General features: G+C 40.3%; 23 protein-coding genes. 12 read left to right on the top strand and 11 right to left on the bottom strand.

Features of this window, described 5'->3' with window-relative positions; genetic code table 11:
• Window positions 1–81 precede the first annotated feature (81 nt).
• Window positions 82–855, top strand: a complete 774-nt coding sequence (locus tag E2P86_RS14590; protein ID WP_085474314.1) for an amidohydrolase — start codon at window positions 82–84, stop codon at window positions 853–855.
• Between the two features lie 60 nt (window positions 856–915).
• Here E2P86_RS14590 and E2P86_RS14585 read toward each other — a convergent pair whose 3' ends face one another.
• Window positions 916–1308: a hypothetical protein gene (locus E2P86_RS14585; RefSeq protein ID WP_134433615.1), complete on the bottom strand. Its 393-nt coding sequence runs from the start codon at window positions 1306–1308 to the stop codon at window positions 916–918.
• Window positions 1309–1411: 103 nt separating this feature from the next.
• Between E2P86_RS14585 and E2P86_RS14580 the strand changes: the two genes are divergently transcribed.
• The gene (locus E2P86_RS14580) at window positions 1412–1852 is read left to right on the top strand and encodes a MarR family winged helix-turn-helix transcriptional regulator (protein ID WP_085474312.1); all 441 of its coding nucleotides are present in this window, start codon (window positions 1412–1414) and stop codon (window positions 1850–1852) included.
• 66 nt (window positions 1853–1918) lie between these two features.
• Here E2P86_RS14580 and E2P86_RS14575 read toward each other — a convergent pair whose 3' ends face one another.
• The 5 genes from E2P86_RS14575 to E2P86_RS14555 all read right to left on the bottom strand — a co-directional run bounded on the left by E2P86_RS14575 (window position 1919) and on the right by E2P86_RS14555 (window position 8841).
• Window positions 1919–3469, bottom strand: a complete 1551-nt coding sequence (locus tag E2P86_RS14575) for an FMN-binding glutamate synthase family protein (RefSeq protein ID WP_085474311.1) — start codon at window positions 3467–3469, stop codon at window positions 1919–1921.
• Window positions 3470–3684: 215 nt separating this feature from the next.
• Window positions 3685–4455 (bottom strand): Rossmann-like and DUF2520 domain-containing protein, encoded by a 771-nt coding sequence (locus E2P86_RS14570; RefSeq protein ID WP_240775517.1) that lies wholly within the window; start codon window positions 4453–4455, stop codon window positions 3685–3687.
• A gap of 1 nt (window position 4456) precedes the next feature.
• Window positions 4457–6919, bottom strand: a complete 2463-nt coding sequence (gene ccsA / locus E2P86_RS14565; protein ID WP_134433613.1) for a cytochrome c biogenesis protein CcsA — start codon at window positions 6917–6919, stop codon at window positions 4457–4459.
• Between the two features lie 26 nt (window positions 6920–6945).
• Entirely contained in the window at window positions 6946–7362 is a 417-nt protein-coding gene (locus tag E2P86_RS14560) for a cytochrome c maturation protein CcmE domain-containing protein (RefSeq protein ID WP_085474308.1), read from the bottom strand.
• A gap of 240 nt (window positions 7363–7602) precedes the next feature.
• Window positions 7603–8841, bottom strand: coding sequence for a dicarboxylate/amino acid:cation symporter (locus tag E2P86_RS14555; protein WP_134433612.1), 1239 nt, complete (start codon window positions 8839–8841; stop codon window positions 7603–7605).
• A gap of 55 nt (window positions 8842–8896) precedes the next feature.
• Between E2P86_RS14555 and mnmD the strand changes: the two genes are divergently transcribed.
• Both mnmD and E2P86_RS14545 read left to right on the top strand, forming a co-directional pair.
• A complete protein-coding gene (mnmD, locus tag E2P86_RS14550; protein WP_134433611.1) occupies window positions 8897–9562 on the top strand; it encodes a tRNA (5-methylaminomethyl-2-thiouridine)(34)-methyltransferase MnmD in 666 nt (221 codons plus the stop codon).
• A gap of 153 nt (window positions 9563–9715) precedes the next feature.
• A complete protein-coding gene (locus tag E2P86_RS14545) occupies window positions 9716–10201 on the top strand; it encodes a hypothetical protein (protein WP_134433610.1) in 486 nt (161 codons plus the stop codon).
• 87 nt (window positions 10202–10288) lie between these two features.
• Here the strand turns inward: E2P86_RS14545 and tsf are convergent, their stop codons facing one another.
• The 4 genes from tsf to rplM form a co-directional block, all read right to left on the bottom strand.
• Window positions 10289–11125: a translation elongation factor Ts gene (gene tsf, locus E2P86_RS14540; RefSeq protein ID WP_085474304.1), complete on the bottom strand. Its 837-nt coding sequence runs from the start codon at window positions 11123–11125 to the stop codon at window positions 10289–10291.
• Window positions 11126–11243: 118 nt separating this feature from the next.
• On the bottom strand, window positions 11244–12050 hold the full coding sequence (gene rpsB / locus E2P86_RS14535) for a 30S ribosomal protein S2 (protein ID WP_085474303.1): 807 nt from the start codon (window positions 12048–12050) through the stop codon (window positions 11244–11246).
• 18 nt (window positions 12051–12068) lie between these two features.
• Window positions 12069–12455: a 30S ribosomal protein S9 gene (gene rpsI / locus E2P86_RS14530; protein WP_085474302.1), complete on the bottom strand. Its 387-nt coding sequence runs from the start codon at window positions 12453–12455 to the stop codon at window positions 12069–12071.
• A gap of 11 nt (window positions 12456–12466) precedes the next feature.
• Entirely contained in the window at window positions 12467–12910 is a 444-nt protein-coding gene (gene rplM / locus E2P86_RS14525) for a 50S ribosomal protein L13 (RefSeq protein ID WP_085474301.1), read from the bottom strand.
• A 322-nt stretch (window positions 12911–13232) separates the two neighbouring features.
• Here rplM and E2P86_RS14520 point away from each other — a divergent pair, with 322 nt between their 5' ends.
• The 5 genes from E2P86_RS14520 (at window position 13233) to E2P86_RS14500 (ending at window position 18960) form a co-directional block, all read left to right on the top strand.
• On the top strand, window positions 13233–14945 hold the full coding sequence (locus E2P86_RS14520; RefSeq protein WP_134433609.1) for a tetratricopeptide repeat protein: 1713 nt from the start codon (window positions 13233–13235) through the stop codon (window positions 14943–14945).
• Window positions 14935–15714 carry a DUF4292 domain-containing protein gene (locus E2P86_RS14515; RefSeq protein ID WP_085474299.1) on the top strand — a complete coding sequence of 260 codons (780 nt, stop codon included), beginning with the start codon at window positions 14935–14937 and terminating at the stop codon, window positions 15712–15714. Before E2P86_RS14520 ends, E2P86_RS14515 begins: the two co-directional genes overlap by 11 nt.
• A gap of 160 nt (window positions 15715–15874) precedes the next feature.
• A complete protein-coding gene (locus tag E2P86_RS14510) occupies window positions 15875–17089 on the top strand; it encodes a murein hydrolase activator EnvC family protein (protein ID WP_234991301.1) in 1215 nt (404 codons plus the stop codon).
• Between the two features lie 75 nt (window positions 17090–17164).
• Window positions 17165–17371 carry a twin-arginine translocase TatA/TatE family subunit gene (gene tatA / locus E2P86_RS14505; protein WP_134433608.1) on the top strand — a complete coding sequence of 69 codons (207 nt, stop codon included), beginning with the start codon at window positions 17165–17167 and terminating at the stop codon, window positions 17369–17371.
• Window positions 17372–17526: 155 nt separating this feature from the next.
• On the top strand, window positions 17527–18960 hold the full coding sequence (locus tag E2P86_RS14500) for a lytic transglycosylase domain-containing protein (RefSeq protein WP_134433607.1): 1434 nt from the start codon (window positions 17527–17529) through the stop codon (window positions 18958–18960).
• 35 nt (window positions 18961–18995) lie between these two features.
• Here the strand turns inward: E2P86_RS14500 and E2P86_RS14495 are convergent, their stop codons facing one another.
• Window positions 18996–19511 (bottom strand): phosphoribosyltransferase family protein, encoded by a 516-nt coding sequence (locus tag E2P86_RS14495; RefSeq protein ID WP_085474295.1) that lies wholly within the window; start codon window positions 19509–19511, stop codon window positions 18996–18998.
• A gap of 121 nt (window positions 19512–19632) precedes the next feature.
• On the opposite strand from E2P86_RS14495, the gene E2P86_RS14490 reads away from it, so the two are divergent.
• The 3 genes from E2P86_RS14490 to E2P86_RS14480 all read left to right on the top strand — a co-directional run bounded on the left by E2P86_RS14490 (window position 19633) and on the right by E2P86_RS14480 (window position 24878).
• Window positions 19633–20214, top strand: coding sequence for an RNA polymerase sigma factor (locus E2P86_RS14490; protein WP_166785208.1), 582 nt, complete (start codon window positions 19633–19635; stop codon window positions 20212–20214).
• Between the two features lie 73 nt (window positions 20215–20287).
• Window positions 20288–21295: a FecR family protein gene (locus E2P86_RS14485; RefSeq protein WP_134433605.1), complete on the top strand. Its 1008-nt coding sequence runs from the start codon at window positions 20288–20290 to the stop codon at window positions 21293–21295.
• Between the two features lie 49 nt (window positions 21296–21344).
• The gene (locus E2P86_RS14480) at window positions 21345–24878 is read left to right on the top strand and encodes a SusC/RagA family TonB-linked outer membrane protein (RefSeq protein WP_134433604.1); all 3534 of its coding nucleotides are present in this window, start codon (window positions 21345–21347) and stop codon (window positions 24876–24878) included.

Genomic DNA, 24878 nt, shown 5'->3' with positions numbered 1-24878 from the left:
AAGTTTATTTTGCTCTTACTTTTTGTTAAATTGTGACAGAACATTTTTTGAATTTTTGGCGAAAGCTGGTATAGGTTAAGTATGGAAGCAATAAAGATTACCGTATTTCAGGCATATTTGTTTTGGGAGAACGTGGAGAAGAATTTGAACAATTTGTCTTTACGATTATCAGCATTGAAAGAGAAAACAGATCTCATTATTCTTCCGGAGATGTTTAATACAGGGTTTAGTACCAATGTAGAAAAATGTGCCGAAACGATGAATGGTCCGACCATGCATTGGATGTATGAACATGCCAAAGCATATGGATGTGTTATTGCGGGCACGCTCACGATCAAGGAAAACGATAAATATTATAACCGTTTTGTATGGATGTATCCCGATGGCAACTATGTACATTACGATAAACGCCATCTTTTTGGTATGGTCAATGAAGACGAGGTGTTTACGGCGGGCACTTCACGTGTTGTCGTTGAGTTGAAAGGTTGGCGTATTTGTCCGATGGTGTGTTATGATTTACGTTTCCCCGTTTGGTCGCGTAACCTCGGTGGAGCATACGATCTGTTAGTTTATACCGCTTCTTGGCCAGATAAAAGGTCCGCACATTGGCGTACTTTAATCCCGGCGCGTGCGATCGAAAATCAAGCGTATGTTATTGGTGTGAATAGGGTCGGCTACGATGGTAATGAAGTTTACTATTCGGGCGGTTCGATGTGTATATCTCCTGTTGGGGATGTCGTGTACTATAAACCAGAAGACGAAGATTTATACACCTTTACTTTAAATCCAACGGAACTGATAAAGTCACGCGAACAATTCCCATTCTTAAAAGATGCAGATAGTTTTACCCTGTAGCGATTTTACACGGGTTGTAGTCAAATCTTTAGAATAATTATTTGTTTATTTCGTGATACCCTATTTATACGGGCGCTCCAAAATAGCAGCCTGGATAACGGCGTCACGTAGATTAAATTCGGGTACCTTGTTCTTTTGCTGATGTTCCAGATCGACGGTTTCTATCTTTCGATGTTGTCGCTGTTCTCTCACCCGATTTACTTCCTCTGGAATATCATACCGTTGTTTTACCGGCTGTTCCACTTTTTTTGACACCATTGATGGGTGTTCTTTTTGAAAAGTGGGCGGAATAGGTCGCTTTGCTGTCGGGGGAGGGATCGGTACAGCTACAGGTTCAGCCGTAGGGATATGAGGACGTCTTTTACGCATCTTTTCCTGTTCTTTTTGGTACTCGGAATAGATTTTGTAAATTACACCACCGATTATTAGTAAAGCTGGTAGAAAATTTTCCATTAGCGTAAATATAATAAAAACATATAAATATTACATTTTATTTGTTTTGTATAACCTTTTTTACTTTGTTTGTATAAACAACTAACCTAAAGTTTTAACAATTATGACAACTAGTTTTGAACACGCAGACGAGTTCTTTTCGTTTTTAACGGGAAAGGCTTCGGCAGCACTGGCCAGGAGGCTACAGAAAAATCTAAAGTACGAAGGTATAACCATTACCTCTGAACAGTGGACACTTTTATATTATCTGTGGATAGAAGAAGGAAGGACACAACAAGAGCTTGCCTGTTTAACGTTCCGAGATAAACCAAGCGTTTCCAGGCTTATCAATAACTTAGAGAAAGTGAAATTAGTGATGCGTGTGAATGATAAAGAAGATAAACGCTCCAATCTTATTTTTCTGACTAAACAGGGACGCCAACTTCGTGAGGGATGTATGAGACAAGCGCATAAAACGATTGGAGAAGCGCTAGAAGGGCTCAACTACGAAGAGATGATTAAAGCAAAAAATACACTTGAAATTGTATATACGAATTTAAAGTAATGCTACTTTAGCAGAGAAGAGCGTATAAACAAAAGGCTGATTGGAATTCCAATCAGCCTTTTGTTTTTATATTTCTTGTGGTTCAAAAGCACTATGACTATTAACCAACTTTCCGGTGTCTTTAAAGTAAATCTGTTGAAAACTCCATGTGTTAATATTATCTACTTTGCGGAAGAACTTATCTGCAGAAACATCGTCCAATGTTTTGAATCCACAAGCTTCCATTATTTCTACTGTAGCACGAAGTGTGTTACGGTGAAATTGAGCCACACGGACATATTTATCTTGTACGTCGAGTGCTTTGTATAATTGTGGTTTTTGTGTCGCGACTCCTACAGGACAAACATCTTCGTTACATTTCAACGCTTGTATACATCCTAAGGCGAACATCATACCCCGTGCACTATAACAAGCGTCTGCCCCTAAAGCTATAACCTTAAGTAAGTCAAAACCTGTTACAATACGACTAGAGACTATAAGTTTAATGTGTTTTTTTACACCAAATTTAATAAGTGTCGTTGTTACAAAAGATAGCGCATCATACAAAGGCATTCCCAAGTTGTCGGTGAACTCGAGGGGTGCAGCACCTGTTCCTCCTTCCGATCCATCGATCGAAATAAAGTCCGGGAATATCTGTGTCGTCAACATCGCATTACAGATGTCGATAAACTCTTGCTTGTCACCAATACATATTTTAAAGCCAATCGGTTTGTATCCCGATAGTTCACGCATTTTTTGTAAAAAGTGCATCATGCCTTCGGCAGTGTTAAACGCACTATGCGCTGGTGGCGACATGACATCAGTACCTGGAACCACGTGTCTGATGGCGGCTACCTCAGGCGTGTTTTTAGCAGCAGGTAAAATACCACCGTGACCTGGTTTTGCTCCTTGAGATAATTTTAACTCGATCATCTTCACATAAGGACGTGATGCTTTTTCCGCAAAAAGATCTTCATCGAACATACCCATTTCATTCCGACAGCCGAAGTAACCTGTTCCGACTTGCCATATTAAATCTCCTCCATTTACATGGTAGGGACTAATCCCGCCTTCCCCTGTATTGTGTGCAAAATTTTGCAATGCTGCACCTTTATTTAAAGCGGTGATTGCCGTTTTACTCAACGCCCCATAACTCATCGCAGAGATGTTGAAAACGCTTAGACTGTACGGTTGTTTACAAGCGTGGTTTCCTACCGTAGTACGTAGGTCATGGTTTTCAATATGCACCGGGAAAACGGAGTGAGCAGCCCATTCGTTGCCAATCGTCTGTGGGTCGGTTTGCATCCCAAAGGCTACGGTTTCTCTTTCATTTTTCGCACGCTGATATACAATAGAGCGCTGTCTGCGGTTAAACGGGCGTCCATCGGTATCTGACTCCCAGAAGTATTGACGCATTTCGGGACGGATAGCCTCGAAGAAAAAACGAAAATAACCTAAAAGAGGGTAATTGCGAAGGATAGCATGCCGTGTTTGGGTGCTGTTGTAAAAGGCTAAGATCATTAATGGAAATGGAATCAAGAGAAGCCAAAACCATTGTGGCGTAAAGATAATCCCGAAAGAGATAATGATCAGGTTTATAATTACTATTGTTGCAAGAATTAGATTTCTAATTGCCATGATTTTCGTGAAAATTGTTGCTTATTTCTGTTCTGAATAGTTTGTTTTTCCTTACATGTATACAATAGCTAGCAAAACGCGAGCCATTTACATACGTTTTATTTTTTGCAGATTCAATGACCATAATCATACGGTTTATGCAAAATTAGAAACTTCTATTGTTAAAGCGAAAAAAGAACGACGTTCTGCGAAGATTTACTTTTTTGATAATATATTCATTCAGAATCTCTTCTTCTTAGTATTTCTTCCGTTAGTTGTTGATATATTTTAATCCAATGTGGGGATTCACTAAGAAAATTCAAATGTGTTTCTATGGTTTGCATGTCTCCACGTTTTGCGGGGCCGGTTTGGACGGCTTCCGGTAGGCAGGTTTGCACCTTTTGGGCTGTTTCGAGTATAATTGGCCGTAGCAAATCAAAGGGCAACTGGTGCTCTTCTAGAATGTTCTGACTGATTTGAAAAAGTAAGTTGGTGAAATTATTCGCAAAAACGGCCGCAACATGTAAGGCAAGTCGCTGTGCGCTGTCTCCTTGAAAAGCTTTGGGCGCAAGAGGAAGGATCAGGTTTAATAATTGTGTGGTCGTTGTCGCGTTATTTCCTTCTACAACGAAAGGAATAGATGTTAAATCTTTCGTTACCGCTTTTGATATACTTTGTAGGGGATAGAGAACTCCATGGTGCTCAAAGCGATGTAAAACGGTTATTGATGTCGCACCGGAGCAATGGACTACGATACCTTGGCTGATTTCCGGTAAAGCGGCCACTACGGAAGAAATTGCCTGGTCGGATACACATATGCAATATATGTCGGCATCGGTAACTACCTGCTCCAGTTTATCAGTACTGCTGCTTGCTAAAAGAGAAGCCAATGCATTCGCATTGGCTTTATTTCGACTGTATACTTGTGCAATAGTATGCCCGTAGCTTCGGAAAGCTTGTGCCAACGTACTGGCTACATTTCCACTGCCGAGTATGACAATTTTCATTTTACTTTTTTTGTTTGGTAAGTTTCGCATCCTTTAGTCTACGGTAGATAGCCATAATAAAACCAATGGTCATAATAATGGTACCTGCCCAGAAAAAGTTAATATAAGGGAATTTTATTGCTTTGAAAACCACCCATTTTTTCTCTGGCAATGGTTTTTGGTAAAGCATAATTTCTAATTTATCTTCTTTGGGTAATATATTGGTAAAACGGAAACGAAGACCTTGTTCATTTACATCCTTATTGAAATCATAGCTATTGCCATCCTTAATAACAAAGACAGGTTCGACATCGTATTCTTTTTTGTCGGCCGCAAAAACTTTGATTTTTAACCCTACAATAATATCATTTGGTCCCTTGGGAATATTGTTCAGTTTCGCCTCACGGTTTACACCTTGTATTACGTAATAACCATTGCGGTAGCGCAACGTATCTCCAATATTGACCTGATAGGTTGCAGGCTCATCGTAGTCTTCATAACCTGTTTTTTCTTCTTCAGGAATTTTGGATGCTTTAGCTTGAGAGTCTGAGGCAGCAGCTGTAATCAGCGTATAAATATCATGTGTTACATAGTGCTTCGTAGCCGGTGTGCCAATCAATCCGCCCATATCAGGGTTGTTCTGCGCAAATGGACTCAATATAAACGACTCGATCACTTTCCCACTTTCTTCGTCGATTTTTTCGTACTTTATTTTATAGTAAACATTCGGCGGTGCAACACTATCACCGATATATGTCAAACGATAGTCACCCATTTGTACCGGTTCATTCTCAGTTAGGAATAGGTTCTCACCCGGTTTTTCTACTTTATCGAAATCAGCTACTTGAATATAACCTGAACTGTTAAGGGAGATTACTTCATTTGTTGCAGCAGCAATGAGTGCTCCAATCAAGAGCAAGGCAAAACCAATGTGTGCTACTGCGGAACCCGCAAGTTTCCATTTTCCACGTAAGGCATCCCCTAAGACACGAATATTTGCAAGAATACAGAATATACAAGCGAAGGCCAGGAGAATATACATCACGTTGTTGTGTACCTTGGTGATATAGATAACAGCGGCAGCAAGTATAAGGGCGACAACTAAAGTAGCTAACGTGGAAGCCCAAAACTTTTTAGGGTCGGTTTTCTTATATTTCAGGAATTGCGTGAATGCGGTTAAAAGCATAACCACTACAGCAAAAGCTCCTTGCCATTTATTATAGTGTGGTATAGGGTCGATCGGGGGTGCCACTTTTGTACCAAATAAAGCATTGAAAACCGGAATAGAGGTCGTCGCAATCATTTGTACACAAGCTACCGTTAAAACGAGCGCTCCTATAAACAACCAGAACTCACGGGAGTAAATATCTTCCTCTTGTTTTGTTGTTGGTATATCCTTATATCGCCAGATCAATAGGCTAACCATAATGATTAAAAAGGATATATTAAAGATAATCAGCTGTCCGGACATACCCAGACTGGTAAACGAGTGAACGGAGGTCTCCCCTAAGATACCGCTTCGTGTAAGGTAAGAAGCATAAATTACCAACACGAAACTAATAAGTGTAAGGAAGGTTGCTGTAAAGAAACCTTGTCCTGAGTGTTTAAAAGCTAATATAACGTGTACGGCTGCAATTAGTGTTAACCATGGAATGATTGATACATTTTCTACTGGATCCCACGCCCAGAAACCGCCGAAGTTTAATGCTTCATATGCCCAAAAAGAACCCATGATAATTCCCGTTCCCAATATCATTACAGCAAATAATGCCCATGGTAATCCGGGAGCTGCCCATTCTTTGTAGCGCTTAGTCCAAAGGCCCGCCGCCGCATAGGCGAAAGGTACAATCATGGAAGCAAAGCCCAGGAATAGTGTAGGAGGGTGGATAACCATCCAATAGTTTTGTAATAATGCGTTTAAACCTCGACCATCCGGAATTAGAGATAGGTAGTTTGGATCACTGAATATTGGTGCTTGCAGGGCGTCACGTAGTAATATAAATGGAGAACTACCGATACGGGTACCGAAAAACTCAACACCTAACAACATGGACGCTAGGAAAGTCTGACATAGCATCACAAAGGTCATTACGGGTGATTCCCAAGACTTTGCTTTAAAGAGCAGAATAGAGCCGAGAACAACTTGCCAGAACATCCATAGCCAGAAACTACCTTCTTGTCCTTCCCAAAAAGAAGAAATTATATAATGTGTGGGAAGAGATTTAGAAGAGTGTGCATAGGCATAATGGTACTCAAAGAGGTGATTATAGATAATGTAAAAGAGTATACTACCGATGGTCACGACGGATATCAGGTTTACCCAAAAAGATATCCTACCTATCTTTTTCCAAGTACGATTTTCGGGTTCTTGTGTTGCGAAAAAATAACTGATCAGCGACAGTAGTGCTGCCCCAAATGATAAAATAACAAAGAATTGACCGATTTGACCCGGTAGTAGATTTTCTCCAACGTAATTGACGTCCATTTAGTAAGGAATATTAATATAAAAGATTAATTCATTGCTGTTTGCGGAGCGGCATTTGTTTCAATCACCTCTACCTCATCTTGATTGTATTTTGATGGACATTTCATCAAAATTTTACTTGCATGAAAGATGTTACCTTCCATTTTACCGGTAAGAACAAGCTGCTCAGAACGTTCTATGTCCTGCGGCTTGGAACCATTAAAGACAACCTGACACTCCGTGCTATCGTTGTCATACATGTAGAATGAAAACCGATTTGCGTCCTTGATAGGATCGTAATGAAGTTCCTTTTGTTTGTTAAGTACACCAACAACATATAGCTCGGTTTGCTTCTCCTTGGCTTCCGAAAATGTTGAATATGTACTGGAATCCGTATAGATTACCAGTATCATAGCGATCGCTACGGCGATGATTGCGATTAAGATAATTGAGCTTTTCTTCATATTACACTATCCCTGTATTACTGCAAAATTACGAAATGCTTTTTGAAGGTTATAATTTGCACCTGAAGTGAGGTTATTTGTAGTCGTTCTAAATAGGGGTGCTTTACCTTGTTAAGATGCTTGTTTTTAGGTGTTTATGTGTTTGTTTTGGTCGTTCGTTTAGAGGCCGAAGCTCATTCCCAACATCAATATTACACGAATTAAACAAATATTTTATATCGTTTTTCTAATTCTATCTGCTTATGTTTCAATATCGTTGACCTCTGTGCTGAATTTCTCGCCAGAAAATCGGGTAACTAGCATAGCTGCTACGGTATCTCCCGTTGCATTAAGCACGGTTGCTAACGGATCAACAAGCGTCCCTATAATCATAACAGCTGGTATTGCTTCCGGTGGTAAGCCATATACAGAAATCATAAGCATTTCTCCAATGTAGCCACCATTAGGAATTCCGCCTGCTACGATCGTTACCAAAACTGTGATGCCAACAGCTGTCAATATGGTATCCCACTCGAAGAAGTTCCACCCTAGTAGGGTAAAGGCTACATATATTTTAAGGATTGAGGAGATAGCAGATCCATTTTTATAAAGCGTATTGCCTAATGGAATAACCACGTTGGATATTGGAGCAGGTATACCTATTCGTTTGGCGGCTGCGAGATTTGCCGGCATGGTTGCTAAACTGCTACAGGTACTAAGAGCTGTTAGTGAAGGATAGATGTTGTTGCGCCAGAATAAACTTACTCCTTTGTTGCCGTAAGCAATAAAGGCATAGACACTAAAGGCAACAAAGAAAAAGACAAGGCCGAAAATATAATACAAGGCTAAAGGTTTAGCATAAAAACCGAATAATTGGGGGCCTAAAGTTTTTACTTGAAACGCAAAATAAGCCCCGAGTCCTATGGGCGCACCCTTCATGATAAGAATGAGTAATTGTTTTAGGACTTCATTCCCGGACTGTATGAAAGAAATAAAAGGTTTTGCTTTTTCACCTGTATTGCGCGCAGAAATTCCAACTAGAAAAGAAAATATGACAAAGGCAAGTATGCTCTGGCGTGACAAGAGATTTCCAAATTCGCTTACTGTTAAGAAGCTTACGATACGATCGCCCCAAGACGATGTTGATGCATCCAGAGGGTCGTCCACAAAAGAGCCGGTATCTACAGCCGAATTTACGGGGAATATATAAAGTACTGCAACAGTGGCTAACGCTGCAATAGCAATGGTGACCAAAAACACACCCGCCATGATACCGATTATTTTGCCCAGTTTATTCTGTTCTTCGATATTAGCAACGGAAGAGGAAATGGCAAAGAATAGGAGTGGGATTATAGAAACAAACAGTAGATTGAGGAATATATCACCCAAAGGCTTGATATAGACCACCAAGTCTGGGAAATAAAGACCAATAATACTTCCCGCTATAATACCGAGAATCAAGAGGATAATACTCCCGTAGTTTTCTAATGTCTTGTTCATATAGTACGACTAAAATAGTAGTTTTTTATATTAGTTTTGTTAAAAAATGTAGGATATGGAATTTGTGACCACGGGCGATGGCTCGAAGACCCTTTACCATGCTGCTGTAGGGGAGCATTATCACTCGACACACGGTGCTTTGCAAGAAAGTAAACATGTTTTTTTACAATCTGGAATGGTTTATTTTTTGAACTTGTATGGCCGCCAAGACTGTTCCATTCTTGAGGTGGGTTTTGGTACAGGTCTAAACTTTCTAATGACAGCAGATTATGCTGCTGAACATCATGTTACGGTTGACTACTGTGGTATTGAAGCTTTTCCGTTACCACAGGAGACTGTGGCGGCTACGGGGTATGGTGATTTTGTGGGCGATGATGTGTGGGAGCGCTTTTGTGCGGCTTATCCACAAGCGCTAGAGGAACAAGTTGCGCTTGGTTCCGAACTGACGCTAACTATTGCACCCCAAAAAGTTTTGGACTTTGTTAGTGAAAAGCAATTTGATGTTATTTATTTTGATGCATTCGCGGCGGTTCACCAGCCTGAAATGTGGAACGATGAAACTCTAGCACATGTGTGTCAGTTTCTGAAACCAGGAGGTGTCTTCGTTACGTATGCTATAACGGGAAACTTAAAACGGTCGATGAAAGCATTGGGATTCAAGATCGAGAAGGCGCCGGGCGCACCTGGGAAGAGAGAGATGTTGCGTGCGGTAAAGGTTTAATTATTCCTTCGTATCGGTCTTGAGTTAGTTTTTTCTTTGCTGTGAAAAAAAATAAAATAAATTGTAACGTTTTATGTAAAGGGTGTACTTACTGGATAAATAGCAATTCAAAATTGCTACGAAGCATTTAGAAAACACTAAAAACATATAAACATGAGACAAGAAACATACAGTTGGAAAAATAATATCTGGGGTACACGTATTAATCTGTATCAAGATAAGACATTGCTTGGAAAGATGAAAAATTTCACGTTCAAGCCAACCTCAGAGGTTATTTTGGGGGATGAAAAATACCATTTCGAGACGAAAGGTCTTTTTGAGCAGTATACACGGATTGTAGATAAAGAAGGACGTATCGTTGGAGATATTGATTACGGAGCATGGAGTAATAAGGCAACGGTACAGTTGTTTGATAAAAAATATTTCTGGAAAGCAGATGACTGGATGCGTTTAAGATGGCGGTTGGTAGATGATAAAGGTGTAGCGTTGGATATCCAAAGTAGCTATGCAGGAAAAGGAGAAATACGCAGTGAGGGGGGGAGTGAATTATTGTTGATGACCGGTATTTTCTTACAGAACTACTTTATGAGTTACGGGAGTGTGATGTTAATGCTGCTCTTAGTCCTTCTGTGTGTTTAAAGCATACCGATCGTAAATTTGAGATTAAAGAAAAGAGCTGTCCCTTCGGACAGCTCTTTCATACTCAATATGTGTTATTCTATGGGTTTATGCACCTAGTTGAACACGTTTGAAAGCTGTTACAGTCAATCCTTTAGATACAGAATCTAAGAATTGAGCAATAGTTTTAGAAGAGTCTTTCACAAATTCTTGGTTTAACAAAGTACTTTCTTTGTAGAATTTGTTCAATTTACCTGCTGCAATTTTCTCTACCATTTCTTCTGGTTTGCCTTCTGCACGGATCTGCTCTTTAGCAATTTCTAATTCACGCTCGATAGTATGTGCATCAACACCATCTTTATCGATAGCAACTGGGTTCATTGCTGCGATTTGCATAGCAACGTCTCTACCAGCTTCTTCTGCACCAGCAGCATCAGCTGAAAGACCTACTAATACACCTAAACGGTAGTTACCGTGGATGTAAGCAACGATTTTATCACCAGATACGATTTCGTATTTAGAAACATCAATTTTTTCACCAATTACACCTGTCTGCTCGATTAAAGAATCAGCGATGTTTTTACCATCAAGTTGTAAACCTTTTAGTTCGTCTAAAGAAGCTGGTTGGTTTGTTAATGCTACATCTGCAATTTTCTCTGCGAAAGCGATGAAGTCAGCATTTTTAGCTACGAAATCTGTTTCACAGTTTACTTCTACTACGATACCTGATTTTCCATCAGCAGCAGCTTTAGCAATGATAACACCTTCGTTAGAGTCACGGTCTTGACGGGCAGCAGCTAATTTAGCTCCTTTTTTACGTAAATAATCAACAGCCGCTTCGAAATCACCATTCGCCTCAACTAATGCTTTTTTACAATCCATCATACCTGCGCCTGTTTGTTGACGCAATTTGTTTACATCTGATGCAGAAATTTGTACTGACATGTTTTATTTCTTTTAGAATATTTACAATTTAATGGAAAAACCGGACAAACCCATGTTTACCATTTGAAGCAGGCTTCAAAAAGGCTAACACTTGTTTATCCGGTTTTAAATAAGAATATTATTCTCCGTCTTTCGCTTTACGAGGGCGTTTTCCAGCGTTAGCATCTGAAGCATCTGTTGTATCTACAGCAGCTTTAGCCGCAGCAGCATCTTTTTCAGCTTCTTCTTCTTTGTCGCGTTTACGCTCTTCTAAACCTTCTTGGATAGCTTTACCAATGATACCAGCGATTAAGCTAATAGATTTTGTAGCGTCATCATTAGCTGGGATTGGGAAATCAATGTTTGAAGGATCAGAGTTTGTATCCACCATAGCAAATGTAGGGATGCTAAGTTTCAACGCTTCAGCAACAGCGATATGTTCTTTCTTCACGTCGATGATGAACAATGCTGCAGGAAGACGGTTCAAATCAGCGATACCTCCTAAAAGGTTTTCTAATTTGATACGCTCACGCTGAATCATTAATTTCTCTTTTTTAGATAGTACATCGTATGTGCCATCTTTTTGCATTTTATCGATGTTAGACATCTTTTTGATAGACTTACGCACTGTTGCGAAGTTTGTAAGCATACCACCTAACCATCTTTCTGTAACGAAAGGCATGTTCACGTCTTTCGCTTGTTGTGCGATAATTTCTTTCGCTTGTTTTTTCGTAGCTACGAATAAAACTTTACGACCCGATTTAACGATTTGTTTGATAGCTGAAGCAGCTTCTTCTAATTTCGTTAATGTTTTGTTCAAGTCGATAATGTGGATACCGTTGCGTTCCATGAAAATGTACTTAGCCATTTTCGGATCCCACTTACGAGTAAGGTGACCAAAGTGAACACCTGCATCCAATAATTCTTGATATGTTGCTCTTGCCATTTTGTGTTCCTCCTTTGATTAACGTTTACTGAATTGGAATCTTCTACGTGCTTTACGACGTCCTGGTTTCTTACGCTCAACCATACGGTCATCACGTGTAACCAAACCTTTAGCACGTAAAGCTGGTTTAGCTTCTGGGTTAAGCTCTACTAATGCTTTAGCAATCGCTAAACGCACAGCTTCCGCCTGACCTTTTACACCACCACCTTGAACGTTAACTTTCACATCAAAATTTCCAGCAACACCTGCTACTTCTGTAGATTGAGTAACGATGTATTGCAATGGCAATGTTGGGAAATATTCTTTGTAGTCTTTACCATTTACGGTAATGATTCCGCTACCAGCAGTTAAGTAAATGCGGGCAACAGCAGTTTTTCTTCTTCCTGAAGTATTAGTTGTTGACATGTTTGCTCTCCTTAAAATTTAACTGGTTTTGGACTTTGTGCCTCATGTTTGTGCTCTGTTCCAGCATAAACGTAAAGGTTTTTGAACAATTGACGACCTAAACGGTTTTTAGGTAACATCCCGCGTACCGCTTTCTCAATGATGCGCTCTGGGTGTTTCGCCATTAATTCTTTTGGAGAAACGAAACGTTGACCACCTGGGTAACCTGTGTAACGAACATAAGTTTTGTCGCCCAATTTGTTTCCAGTCAACTTGATTTTGTCTGCGTTGATAACAATCACGTTATCGCCACAGTCTACGTGTGGGGTGAATGTTGGCTTGTGTTTTCCACGAATTACTTTCGCAATTTCGCTTGCCAAGCGCCCCAAAATCTCTCCTTCAGCGTCAACAACAATCCACTCTTTATTTACGGTGTTCTTGTTGGCAGAGACAGTTTTGTAACTTAACGTATTCACTTGCTTTTATTTAATTAATTAATAAATATTTTTAAACCTATTGTAATCACTACAATTAGGCTTGCAAAAGTACGATATTTTTCTGATTATTTCCAAATTGATTTTATTTTTTGATTTCACCTCCTTTTTTATGCTTTTAACCCCTTGTTAAGCCTTAGTTCATGATGCTTTTCGATTCGTCTCCACAAGCTTTGTCGCCACCTTTGTCAGTTTTTTATGACGTAATACATTTTTAACATGTTTTAAGATAGTTTAAGTAAACTATTGCTTTTTTTTGCCATCTTTATAAGAGTATTGTGAATCCGTTATAAGAAGGAGATAAATGAAGAGATGTAAAGTAGTTGTATATGGTAGCTTAGTTATGCTCCTTGGGTTAATGGCTCCAAGGATGCTTTCTGCACAGGATACAACGCTCGATAAACCGTATAAAGAACAATTGGTATTGGTGGAAGGGAAGTTGCGTAGTGGAAATATCGCTGGCGCACTGGAAACCCTGGACGATGTTATTGCAAAATACCCGAAAGCGGCAGAAGTGTATTACGCGAAGGCACTCCTGTTTGGACAAGCTCGAAATTTTAATATTGCTATCCCTGTCGCGCAGCAGGCGGTAGCGCTGGAACCTTCAAATCTTATTTTTTCTAATTACTTGGTTGGCCTTTATAAAGGCAATAATGATTTGAATAGTGCCTTAGGTGTTATCGATTCTTCGATTTACTATCACCCTGAAAATGTAGTGCTATACAGAGAGAAGATGATGGTGTTGCATAATGCAAAACGTTCCGAAGAGGCATTGGCGATTTATGATTCCACTCGAGAAAGGTTCGGTGTGTCTGATACGTTAGATATTATCAAAGGTGAGATTTTAGTCGATTTGGAGCGTAACGAGGAAGCAGAGCAGTTGTTACTCCCTTGGGCCGCGAAAGGATCTAAAATAAGACAAGTATATAGTACATTAGGCTACTTATATCTCGATAAGAAAAAGGTGAAACCTGCCATACAAATTCTTGAACGAGGATTAGCAAATACCGGAGAGAATATCTTATATTTTGACTTAGCGGATGCCTATGCGGCAAGTAAAAAAGATAGACAAGCGTTTGATTGCCTAGCAAAGGCTTTTGATGCGAGTGATGTGGATTTTCCTGAAAAGTATAGAGTGATGATAACGGCTTTAAGTGGTAAGACATCGCTGAGTCTTGATCAAGTGCAAGCATTAGCAAATTTACTGGTGCTTCGTCATCCTCGGGTCGCGGATAGCCATGTGGCGAAGGGGGAGGTTTTGTGGCGAAGAGGAAATTTACAGGAAGCGCGATCTCTGTTTTTGACGGCCGTTAGTATGAACCGCGGACATGTGGATGCATGGCGTATGCTCATGAATGTGGAACTGGCACTAAACCAGGTAGACGATGCTATAGCCCATGGTTTTGAAGCATTGGAGTCCAATCGTAATAATCCCATGTTGTTGTATTTTACAGGCTTAGCTTACATGGTTAAGGATGATACCGATAATGCACGTAAAATGTTAGAAACAGCACTCGATAACAGTGGTGATGAAAATACGTATGTTCAATCGTTGATCTACGCTGGTTTGGGGGACTTGTATCATAAACTGAAGATGTCTGATGTTTCTGATGTCGCCTATGAGGAAGCTATAAAATTAGATAGCACCAACGCGACGGCGATGAACAATTATGCCTATTATTTATCTGAACGTAATGAAAAATTAGACTTGGCAGAGAAATTATCGCGGAGTTCAAATGAACTGGATCCTACATCAAGTACCTTTCAGGATACTTATGCTTGGGTTTTGTTTAAGCAAGGGAAGTATAGTGAAGCGTTAAAGTGGATCGAAAAGGCGATGGTTGGAGGACAGCCTTCGGCTGTTCTGTATGAACACTATGGTGATATCTTATATAAAAATGGGAATAGTAAGGAGGCCGTGAAGCAATGGGAAAAGGCACTAAGCAGTAATACGGAAGCGGGGATAGATATGGACAAGCTAAAGTCGAAGATAACAAAACGAAGCTATGTGGAGTAGATGGATTATAATGGTGCTTGTTGTAGCGACTGTGAGTGCTTGTAAGACTAAGAAAAAAATTGTTCTTCCTTCGGATGCGACACCTACGGACGTAACGGCTGCCCATGTAAGTAGCATTAAAAGTTTTGAGATGTCTAATTTAGACTTTCATAGTTTTACGGGCCGTGCAAAGACCAAGATCGAAATGGGAAAGAGCGTGCAGGATGTGACTTTAAATGTTCGGATACAGCGCGACAAAGCGATTTGGATCTCTGTAACAGCTTTACTGGGCGTCGAAGCCGCTCGGGTATTGATTACGCCCGATAGTATTAAGGTATTGAATAAATTGCAAGGAGAATATCTAGCTAAACCATTTGATTATGTGCAGCGGTTTACAAATAAAGGGGTTACATTTGCCATGGTGCAGGATCTTTTAATGGCTAATGTATCCTCCAGCCTGTTACGGACAAATAATGTACAGGTTGCCAGTGCCCAGGATGAGTTTATCGTTGTAGGGATAAAAGAAGATCTATCCTATCAGTATCGGATAAACAAAGATAACAGGCCTTTTAATTTTTTGATGGAGCGTATCGGTGCAAATCAGAATCTACAGGCTTTTTATGGGGATTACACGAAGACGGATGGATACAATTTTCCGCAGCGTATTGCGTTAGACATGTCAGGAGGTGATGTCGCGTTAAAGGCACAGCTTGTTTTTAATAAGGTAGCATTTAATGAAAATATAGAGCTTCCATTCACGGTTTCTGATCGCTACAAAGTGATTGATTAGCAGATCGCGAATAAATTATACAAAATAATTACATTCGTAGGTGGTATATACCTATTTTTGTTGGCTTAATAAAACCCGATATATAGAAAGATAAAGGCGGTTCATGGATTTTAAAAAGATACTATTTAGTTTTTTCTTCGTTAGTTGCCTTTGTGTAGGTATGGTAGCAGCGCAAAGTAGTGCCGAGTTACGTAAACAAAGGGAAAAAATTGATGCGGAGATTGCAGAGATTACAAAGGTTTTGCGTGCGAAGACACAAGAGAAGTTGCTTTCGCAGCAGGAAGTGAATGCGTTGAGTAGACAGTTGGATCTGCGTGAAGATAAAATAAGTACTATTAATTCGGAGTTGCGCCTTATTAATGGTAATATTCAAGCCAATACAAAGGTTGTTAATCAACTAAAGGCAGAATTGGAAAAAATGCGTAAGGATTATGAAAAGATGATTCTTTTTGCCTTTCGTAATAAAAGTGGGTACAATAAATTGATGTTTATTTTTGCTTCTAAGGATTTTAACCAAGCTTTTAAGCGTGTAAAATATTTACAGCAATTTAATGATGCGCGAAAGGTTAAAGCTGCAGAGATAGAAAACACGAAGAAGCAGATTGAGTTGAAAATCGCTCAGTTAGAGCGAGATAAGCAAACGCAGAATAAGCTTCTTCAGGAACAACAAGCAGAGAAAAATATTATAGCGAAGGATCGCGCAACGCATGCCGGAGAGTTGAGCCAGTTGCGTAAGGAGGAGTCGAGTTACAAGGGGCAGTTGAGTAAAAAACAACAGGAGAAAAAACGTATCGACGCGATGATCCAAGCAGCTATCCGTCGGGAGATTGCTGAAGAGAGACGGAAGGCGGAAGAAGCAAGGAAGAAAGCCGCTGAAGAAGAAGCGAAACGTACAGGTAAGACTGTGGCGGAGGTAGAAAAAACAACACCGCGGAAGTCAGATAGTGAAGTGTTACGTTCTACGCCAGAAGCGGCTCGTTTGTCTGCTGACTTTAAGTCCAATCGCGGACGTTTACCATGGCCAGTCGGACAAGGAAACATTGTGCGGGATTTTGGTTTTGAAACCGTAGAGCGTGGTGTCGGAATGGATAATATGGATGTCGCTATTCGTACAGGAAGTAACGCTGCTGTGAAGGTTGTATTCGAAGGTGAAGTGGTGCAGGTGTTTGGAAATGTGGTGGTTATCAAGCATGGGGAGTATTTTACATCCTATGGTAATCTACGCAGCGTTTCGGTAGGACGCGGGCAAAAGGTAAGCCGGGGACAGCAAATTGGTACAGCTGCAGAAGATCCGGATTTAGGTTATTCCGTCGTAAACTTCGGGGTATTCCAAGGACAGTCGGCTATGAATCCATCTTCCTGGTTAGCAAAATAGTTACAAGGATTTAAGAGAGAAAATTATATATTTGTAATATACCCCATACGGAGCGGGTGTTAAGAAATTAAAATTATGTACACATCAGGATTATTATTTATCGGAACACAAGAAATTATTATTATCGTTGTTTTGGTACTATTATTATTCGGCGGTAAGAAAATTCCAGAGTTAATGCGCGGTTTAGGTCGTGGTGTTAAGGAATTTAAAGATGGTCAAAAAGAAGACACTACAGAGAATAATAATACAAACACAACGAATAATAACAATAACCAAAACTAATTCGTTATTGTTTTCAGTTAACAAAAAGTTTCATCCTTACACACGGTGAAACTTTTTGAATTTTATGTATATACTAAACTTGGAGGAAACTTCGTTTATACATAAATTATCTATGCACAAAACCTAAATAAGGCGTCATTCATCATATTCAACCTATGAAGAAACATTATTTATGGGGACTACTATTAACGCTATCTGGTATTTCCTTTGGAGGGTATGCCCAAGAGATGGCGATAGCCGAGAGTTCGGAAATTACGTTCCTAACTGAAGCAGTGAACACGCAGAAAAAAGGCCTTGTTGCCAGTCTGGATTCCCTAAAAAAACTTCCTTATAACGATGCACTGCACAACAACGAAGATTCCTTGATTTATCAGCGTATGCGAACGATTCAAAAGACGGTTCCGCTTGCATATAACGAAAAGATCAAGTTCTTTATTGATAAGTACGTATCGCAGAATTACAATCCCTACATGAGTAAGCTCCAGGGATTGTCGCAGTATTATTTCCCGATTTTTGAGGAGATCCTAAAGGCGAATCACCTACCAGATGAGGTGAAATACCTCTCGGTTGTAGAGTCATCACTGGACCCACATCTGGTATCTCGGTCGGGGGCTGTAGGGTTATGGCAGTTTATGTACGGCACCGCAAAGGTATATGACCTGACGATGGATCGGAATGTGGACGAACGTAAAGACCCCTATGCGGCCTGTCACGCTGCAAGCCGATACTTCATGGATGCGTATGCGGAGTTTAATGATTGGTTGTTAGCATTGGCCTCTTACAATTGTGGACGAGGGGCTGTTCGACGTGCAATCCAGCGATCTGGCCTTACCAATCCTTCCTTTTGGGAGCTATCTCCGTTCCTGCCTCAAGAAACCCAGAATTATATTCCCAAGTTTATAGCAATGACCTATGCGTTGAAATATGCGGATCAATACGGGATTGGTACAGCAGGCGTTGGGTTTGATTGGGAAGCCAAAACGATCATGGTCGATCGAAACGTTGACCTGAAACGAATAGCACAAGCTGTAAACCTTTCCTTAGAGGAAGTGAAGAAATTTAATCCATCGTATAAGTCGGCGGTAATTGCCGCCACTTCGGATCGGCCCAAACGACTGATTCTTCCACAAACTCAAAATCTTAACGACAGCTTATTATATGCGGCATTGCACCATATTGATACAGCTCCCGTTGTTTATGCGGCCACAGAAAGTTCAGACAAACCATCTCCTGGAAGTGATAAGACGTATAAGGTTAAACCGAATGAAACGTTAAGTACGGTGGCGAATAGATTTGGAACTACGGTGCAGAATTTGAAGGCCTGGAACAATTTGACGTCAAAAAGTAGAATTGCGGGAAGGACGTTGATTGTGAAAAATGAAGAGGTAAGCCGATTGGCTAGTGTACCGAAAAAAAATAATCAGTCCAGTGGACCCCGTTTTCAAAGTTACGTTGTTCGTAAAGGTGATACGCTATCCGATATTGCGAATAAATTTAAAGGCACCACCGTTACGCACTTAAAGAATGATAATGGTCTTAAGGGAAGTTCCTTACAAATTGGACAAAAACTGAAGGTGAGAACCTTATAAGATCGTGTCAAAAAGATAAAAAATATAGGCGCAGCTTAGGATAACCAAGCTGCGTCTTCTGTCTGATCATATTCGCTAAGTTCAACTTCCACATGTTCTTTGAGGATCGTTGAAAGCTTAATCCCATAGTAATCACTAAATATTGGAAATTGGTGATGCGATCTGTCAATCAGTACCGCTGTACGCATTTTTTTCAATGGAATATCAAGAAACATACCTAAACCGTAAGCCATAGTACGTCCGCTATTCAATACATCGTCGATTAATATAATAACTTTGTTTTTGGCCGTTTCAATAGGGGTGTCTATGCTTGCTTCTAAGCTTCTTTTTGATTTTTTTATGGTTACTTTAATCAATTCGAAACCCTTATCTGGCGCAATTTCTTGTAATATCTTTTGTAAGCGCTCCGCAAAAACATAACCCCGTTCGGCGATACCAACTAATACGATAGAATCTTCTTCAAAATTATCTTCAAGAATCTGGTAGGCAATACGAATAGATTTTTGCTTGATCTGATCCTTATCTAAAACTAACGTTCTTTTACTGGACATGCTGTTGTTTTTTGTTGCTTGTAAAAATACTAAATTTTTTAAAGTCTTTTTTTATTTCTATAATTGGCGATAACTTATTCCACGATAAGTGTACCTTAATTGATTAACATGCATATTTAACGTGAAACGAGATGAACTAGATATCGTACGATCTATCAACGACTCAGATCCGGAGGCTTTCAAAGAAATCTTCGATTTGTATTGGAACAAGATCTATAAAAGAGCGTTGCAAAAATTACCTAAAGAGGAGGATGCAAGTGACATTACACAGGAAGTTTTCTATGTAATTTGGAAGAATCGTGCTTTTTGGAATGTTACCACAACAATTGAGGGCTATCTTTTTTCCATGTTACGTCATAAGATTTATGACTTCTATGCCAAGCAGGACCGCTTGCCTTTGTTTATTTCTCTCGATAATCAAGAAGAATACTGGGACTACTATTTTGAAGACGCAACCAAGGAAGATGATTTTGCCGTAAAGAACGCTGCTGTCAAAGCTGAAATTGAGGCTATGCCTGAAAAAATGCGTGAAATATTCTTGTTAAGTCGCTTCGAAAATCTCTCTGCCTTGCAAATAGCTGCCAAATTGGGGATATCTGTGCAAACGGTCCGTAACCAGATATCTAGTGCTTTAAAACGTCTTAAAATTAAGTTTGGAGACAAGACTGCGTGGATTATATTTATCTTTTTTATAAAATTTTGATTTTTTTCTCGTGTCTTATAGTATGTTTTTAAGAAAACACAGACTATATAGGAAAGAAGTCAAAATATCCTAAATGAAAATACTGACCGATAAGAAAAGAGAGATTTGGAAAGGTATCGTGAATAAAGCACGTGCCGATGGCGATTATAGCCTAGAAGTCGTATCGTTCGCTCGTTCCCGTAAGCGAATAGCGATTCGGTGGACCGCAAGCGTTGCAGCAGCCATTTTAGTTATTTGCGGTGCTTATTATTTGGCGATCAAACCATTATCAAGCCCGATGCTCCATGAATCCGTGCTTGCTCAAGTATATCAGGATACTACTTCGCATACGACATTAACATTGTCTTCAGGAGAAGTGATTGTATTGGATGGGTCACAGGCCAAAAGCGAGGATGTCGCTGAACTTCAAGGTGAGGGCGGTTTAGATTTTCGGAAGCTGGAATCAGAAAGTTTAGCACGTAGTGTGCAAACCATGGAAACAGGACGAGGGAAACAAAGCCATGTTATTCTTTCGGATGGTACGAAAGTATGGTTAAATGCAAATTCAAAACTACAGTTCCCGGGACGTTTTTCGAATAGCAATAGGGAAGTATCCATCGAAGGTGAAGTGTATTTTGAAGTCGCTAAGAATAAAAATCAACCATTTATTGTAAAGTCTGAACACAACCATGTGCGCGTCTTAGGTACGCATTTCAACGTGCGTAGTTACCCAACGGAAACCATGAAGACAGTCACCCTATTGGAAGGGTCTGTGGAGGTTCGCAGTGCCGACATGAGTAAGAAATTAACCCTGAAGCCAGCAGAACAGAGTATACAGCAGGGAAATGAAGGCTTACATGCTCGTGTGGTCACCAATCCTGAGGCTGTTATTGCCTGGAAAGAAGGTCAGTTCTACTTTGAAGATGCAGATGCTCAGTCAATTGTAAAGGAATTGGAGCGGTGGTATCCGGTTCGGATCCACTTAAAAGAACATGACGAAACAAAACGAATCTCTGGGCGGATTCGTCGTGATGACTCGATGAAAGAGGTCGTGGAAATGCTGCGCTTCTTTGATATTGAAGTTTCTATCACAGAAAGATAATTTAAATTTAACCTAACACACCAGTAAATTACTTAACCATTAACCACTTATGAAAAATTGTATTTTCAAGTTTAAAGACTTGAGGAAGCATCGTCTGTGCTTTTTTGTACTCCTTATTGTGGTACTTTCCACGAACAGTGCGCTGGCACAGATTCGTGTTTCCATCAAGCAGAAGCCGTTGACAACGGTATTTAAGGCCATTGAAAGCCAAAGCGACTTTGTCTTTTTGTATGATAAAGATGTCGCTCGTGTATCTTCAGTTACACTAAACTGTTCGAATTGCAGCATCGAAGAAATTGTTAAGCAATTGGCTAAAGAAACAGATTTAGACTTTCGGGTTAATGATAAACAGATTTTGGTCAAGCGTAAAAATGCCCCCAAGAAAGTCGTCGAATCAGCGGTTTTAACAGCATCTACGGTGGACAGTTTGGTAGGACGTGTGGTGGATGAACACGGTCAACCTATTGTTGGAGCGACTTTACTTATCAAAGGAACGAAAATCGGAACCTCCAGTAATCAGATGGGTTATTTTGCCCTTAGGCGTCCTGAAAAAGGGGTGATGGTGATGTGTAACATCATTGGTTATCACCCACAAGAGGTGGTTGTTGCGGACCAAAAAATGGTAATGCTCCGGTTGGTTACTAAGGCCCAAAAGATTGAAGATGTGGTGATCTCTACTGGTTTACAGAAACGGGAGCGAAGCAAGCTTGTTGGTAATGTATCTTCGATAAAGGGTGAAGACCTAGAGGGAGCTGGCATCACTACCGTGGATAAAGCACTTCGTGGAAAGATGACAGGCGTGTATGTTCGTTCTAATTCTGGACGACCTGGAGAGGCTGGATCTATCGTGATTCGTGGTAGCAATACTATGACGGGCAGTGCAGAACCACTAATTATATTAGATGGGATGCCGATGCAAAACGGTGAGGTCGCAGGGATGGATAAAACAAGCTCTAATATCAATAGTTTGTTGACGAACGGAATCGGAAATATCCCGCCAGAGGATATCGCTACGATCGATATCTTACGTGATGCAACTGCAGCTTCTGTATATGGAGCACGTGCAGCGAACGGTGTTATTGTGATTACCACGAAACGCGGTGTAGCAGGAAAAGACTACATCAATTATAGTACAAAACAGGGATTGACCTTAAGTCCGAAAAATGGTTTTGACTTTATGAACTCCTCAGAGAAACTGGCCTACGAACGTCAGTTGTACAATGATTTTCACCCAGTCTACGGTGGACGTGCCGTGCAATTGTTGTTACAGGCAGATAACGGTGTTATTTCGAGAGAACAAGCCGATCAGGAAATTGCTCAATTGGGGCAAGTGAATACAGATTGGATCAATGTACTTTACAATCCAGCATATCAGCAATCGCATAATGTTTCGATGAGTGGTGGTAGTACGAAGCTGCAATATAATGTGTCTTTAAATTACCAGGATGCGAATGGTACATTGATGGAAAATAAGAATAAACAAGGAGGTATGAGCGTGAAACTGACGCGAAATGTAAACGATCGCTTGCTGATTGATTTTAACTTGTATTCGACCATCAAAAAGAATGTTGAAGGACAATCTGCTTTGGATCCATTCCGGTACGCGATGTTTGCAAATCCGTATGAAAAGCCTTTTAATACAGATGGTTCATATGCATGGGACAAAACTTATCGTGATTTAACGACCGATATCGGTTTGTCGCAGGCCTTGAATTACGAAACGCTAAATATCGTTAAGGAATTACGGGAAAACACATTGAGCACGGACTATAATAATGTGCGTGGGCAATTTGGTGTGGAATGGAAGTTCTTAGATGGTTTTCAATACCGTGGCTCTGCGGTGTTAAACTACACGAATGTGCAAACAATGGATGAATCGCGTGGTGGAACATACCGTTCATACGCTACTAATTGGTTGAATACTGCGCGTACGGTGAACTCTGGAGGTGGTATTCTTGCGAAATATAACCAGGGATTCTTGGAAGAGAACTCTGGCAAAACAATAGATTACACGGTGCGTAACACCATTGAATACAACAAAACCTTTCAAGAGAAGCATTATGTGCAAGCTTTTCTAGCGAATGAAGTTTCTGAACGGACCAATAATAGATTTTTTCACTATAACCCGGTATACCTGCAAGATTACCGGATGGCGGGATATCCTTCATGGGACGATGTACCACCGTCAACCTCTAAAAAATTAGCGCTGGATCAGTTAGGTGGCACATATTATGAGAAAGATCGTTCAGTTTCTTTTATTAGCTCTTTTGCCTATGCTTATGCGAATCGCTATGTGTTAAATGCCAATTTTAGATCTGACGGTGTGGATATTATTGGTTCAAAGAACCAGTTTACGCCGTTGTGGTCAGCGGGTCTAAAATGGAATGCGCATGAGGAAGTATTTGTAAAAGAGAATATGTCTTGGTTAAATCGTTTGGTATTCTCTTTTGGATATGGATACACGGGAAGTATAAATCGAACTGTTTATCCTTTTCATACCTACAAGTTAACCGCTTTGGTGTATGATGATGTGGTAAAGGCACAGGAATTTGTGTATGGAAATCCTGTTTTAAAGTGGGAGAGAAAACGAGATATCAACTACGGTGTTCAATTTTCGGTGTTTAACAGCCGTCTAAATGTGGAAGCTAACTACTACGATAATAAGGTGACAGACCTCTTAGATAAAGTGGTGTTACCCGCTTCTGTGGGGCGTACCTCTTCCTTGATTAATGCTGGAATACTATCTAATAAAGGATGGGAGCTATCCGCTCGTGTGGAAGCCGTAAAAACTACGGATTGGCTTTGGGAAATTGGAGGGAACTTGACCACCGTTAAAAATAACCTCGATAGGGTGTATTATAAGAAAACACCAACGATATCGAATTTGGCACCACAAAATGTGGAGAATTATGCCCTACGCTCTTGGTTTGGGTATAAGTATGATCATATTGATCCTAATAATGGACATATGATGGTGCAAGCACAGCGTATTGATGCGCAAGGTACCGTGATAGGGGATGAAATTATTGACTTGTCAAAAATATCTTCTGCAGACCTGCAGACGAAGTATCGTACGTATTATTTGGGACAACAAGACCCGAAATTGTACGGTGGATTTAATACACGTGTACGCTACAAGAATGTGACGTTCGCTAGCAACTTTGTCTTTGCCCACGGCAACATGATTAAGGGGTTTCAAGATCGCCGCGAGGGACCGAGTGGGATGACGGATGATATCACGGCCGGACGAACAAATCGGTTGAAAAATCAAATATATCGCTGGCGTCAACATGGGGATATCACGGACATTCCGTTTTACTCTCCAAGTAAATCTTATTATTCAGAATACCTGGTTGACCGCGATATCGAGTCGGGAGCTTATATAAAATGTACAGAGTTAGGTGTAAACTGGCGTGCGAACCCAACAAACTTAGGCCGTTGTGTAAAGCAATTACAGATCGGTTTGATGGCCAATAATTTATTTACAATTTCTCCTTATTCGGGTAGTGATCCGGAAACACAAATGGCTTTTGGATATCCGACCACACCGAGCTATACCTTTTCCCTAAACATTGGATTCTAA

This window comes from Sphingobacterium psychroaquaticum (assembly GCF_004421025.1).
In the GTDB taxonomy this organism is placed as follows: Bacteria; Bacteroidota; Bacteroidia; order Sphingobacteriales; family Sphingobacteriaceae; genus Sphingobacterium; species Sphingobacterium psychroaquaticum.
The sequence above is the reverse complement of the archived record's forward strand: the minus strand, read 5'-3'. Positions and strand labels throughout refer to the sequence as shown.

Bases quoted from the DNA above. Each gene is read 5' to 3' on its own strand.
- rpsB (WP_085474303.1), bottom strand. From the start codon at position 12,050: ATGGCAAGAGCAACATATCAAGAATTATTGGATGCAGGTGTTCACTTT.
- E2P86_RS14495 (WP_085474295.1), bottom strand. From the start codon at position 19,511: ATGTCCAGTAAAAGAACGTTAGTTTTAGATAAGGATCAGATCAAGCAA.
- E2P86_RS14575 (WP_085474311.1), bottom strand. From the start codon at position 3,469: ATGGCAATTAGAAATCTAATTCTTGCAACAATAGTAATTATAAACCTG.
- E2P86_RS14580 (WP_085474312.1), top strand. From the start codon at position 1,412: ATGACAACTAGTTTTGAACACGCAGACGAGTTCTTTTCGTTTTTAACG.
- E2P86_RS14515 (WP_085474299.1), top strand. From the start codon at position 14,935: ATGTGGAGTAGATGGATTATAATGGTGCTTGTTGTAGCGACTGTGAGT.
- E2P86_RS14510 (WP_234991301.1), top strand. From the start codon at position 15,875: ATGGTAGCAGCGCAAAGTAGTGCCGAGTTACGTAAACAAAGGGAAAAA.
- E2P86_RS14585 (WP_134433615.1), bottom strand. From the start codon at position 1,308: ATGGAAAATTTTCTACCAGCTTTACTAATAATCGGTGGTGTAATTTAC.
- tatA (WP_134433608.1), top strand. From the start codon at position 17,165: ATGTACACATCAGGATTATTATTTATCGGAACACAAGAAATTATTATT.
- E2P86_RS14500 (WP_134433607.1), top strand. From the start codon at position 17,527: ATGAAGAAACATTATTTATGGGGACTACTATTAACGCTATCTGGTATT.
- mnmD (WP_134433611.1), top strand. From the start codon at position 8,897: ATGGAATTTGTGACCACGGGCGATGGCTCGAAGACCCTTTACCATGCT.
- E2P86_RS14560 (WP_085474308.1), bottom strand. From the start codon at position 7,362: ATGAAGAAAAGCTCAATTATCTTAATCGCAATCATCGCCGTAGCGATC.
- ccsA (WP_134433613.1), bottom strand. From the start codon at position 6,919: ATGGACGTCAATTACGTTGGAGAAAATCTACTACCGGGTCAAATCGGT.
- rpsI (WP_085474302.1), bottom strand. From the start codon at position 12,455: ATGTCAACAACTAATACTTCAGGAAGAAGAAAAACTGCTGTTGCCCGC.
- E2P86_RS14590 (WP_085474314.1), top strand. From the start codon at position 82: ATGGAAGCAATAAAGATTACCGTATTTCAGGCATATTTGTTTTGGGAG.
- tsf (WP_085474304.1), bottom strand. From the start codon at position 11,125: ATGTCAGTACAAATTTCTGCATCAGATGTAAACAAATTGCGTCAACAA.
- E2P86_RS14545 (WP_134433610.1), top strand. From the start codon at position 9,716: ATGAGACAAGAAACATACAGTTGGAAAAATAATATCTGGGGTACACGT.
- E2P86_RS14570 (WP_240775517.1), bottom strand. From the start codon at position 4,455: ATGAAAATTGTCATACTCGGCAGTGGAAATGTAGCCAGTACGTTGGCA.
- E2P86_RS14485 (WP_134433605.1), top strand. From the start codon at position 20,288: ATGAAAATACTGACCGATAAGAAAAGAGAGATTTGGAAAGGTATCGTG.
- E2P86_RS14555 (WP_134433612.1), bottom strand. From the start codon at position 8,841: ATGAACAAGACATTAGAAAACTACGGGAGTATTATCCTCTTGATTCTC.
- E2P86_RS14480 (WP_134433604.1), top strand. From the start codon at position 21,345: ATGAAAAATTGTATTTTCAAGTTTAAAGACTTGAGGAAGCATCGTCTG.
- E2P86_RS14520 (WP_134433609.1), top strand. From the start codon at position 13,233: ATGAAGAGATGTAAAGTAGTTGTATATGGTAGCTTAGTTATGCTCCTT.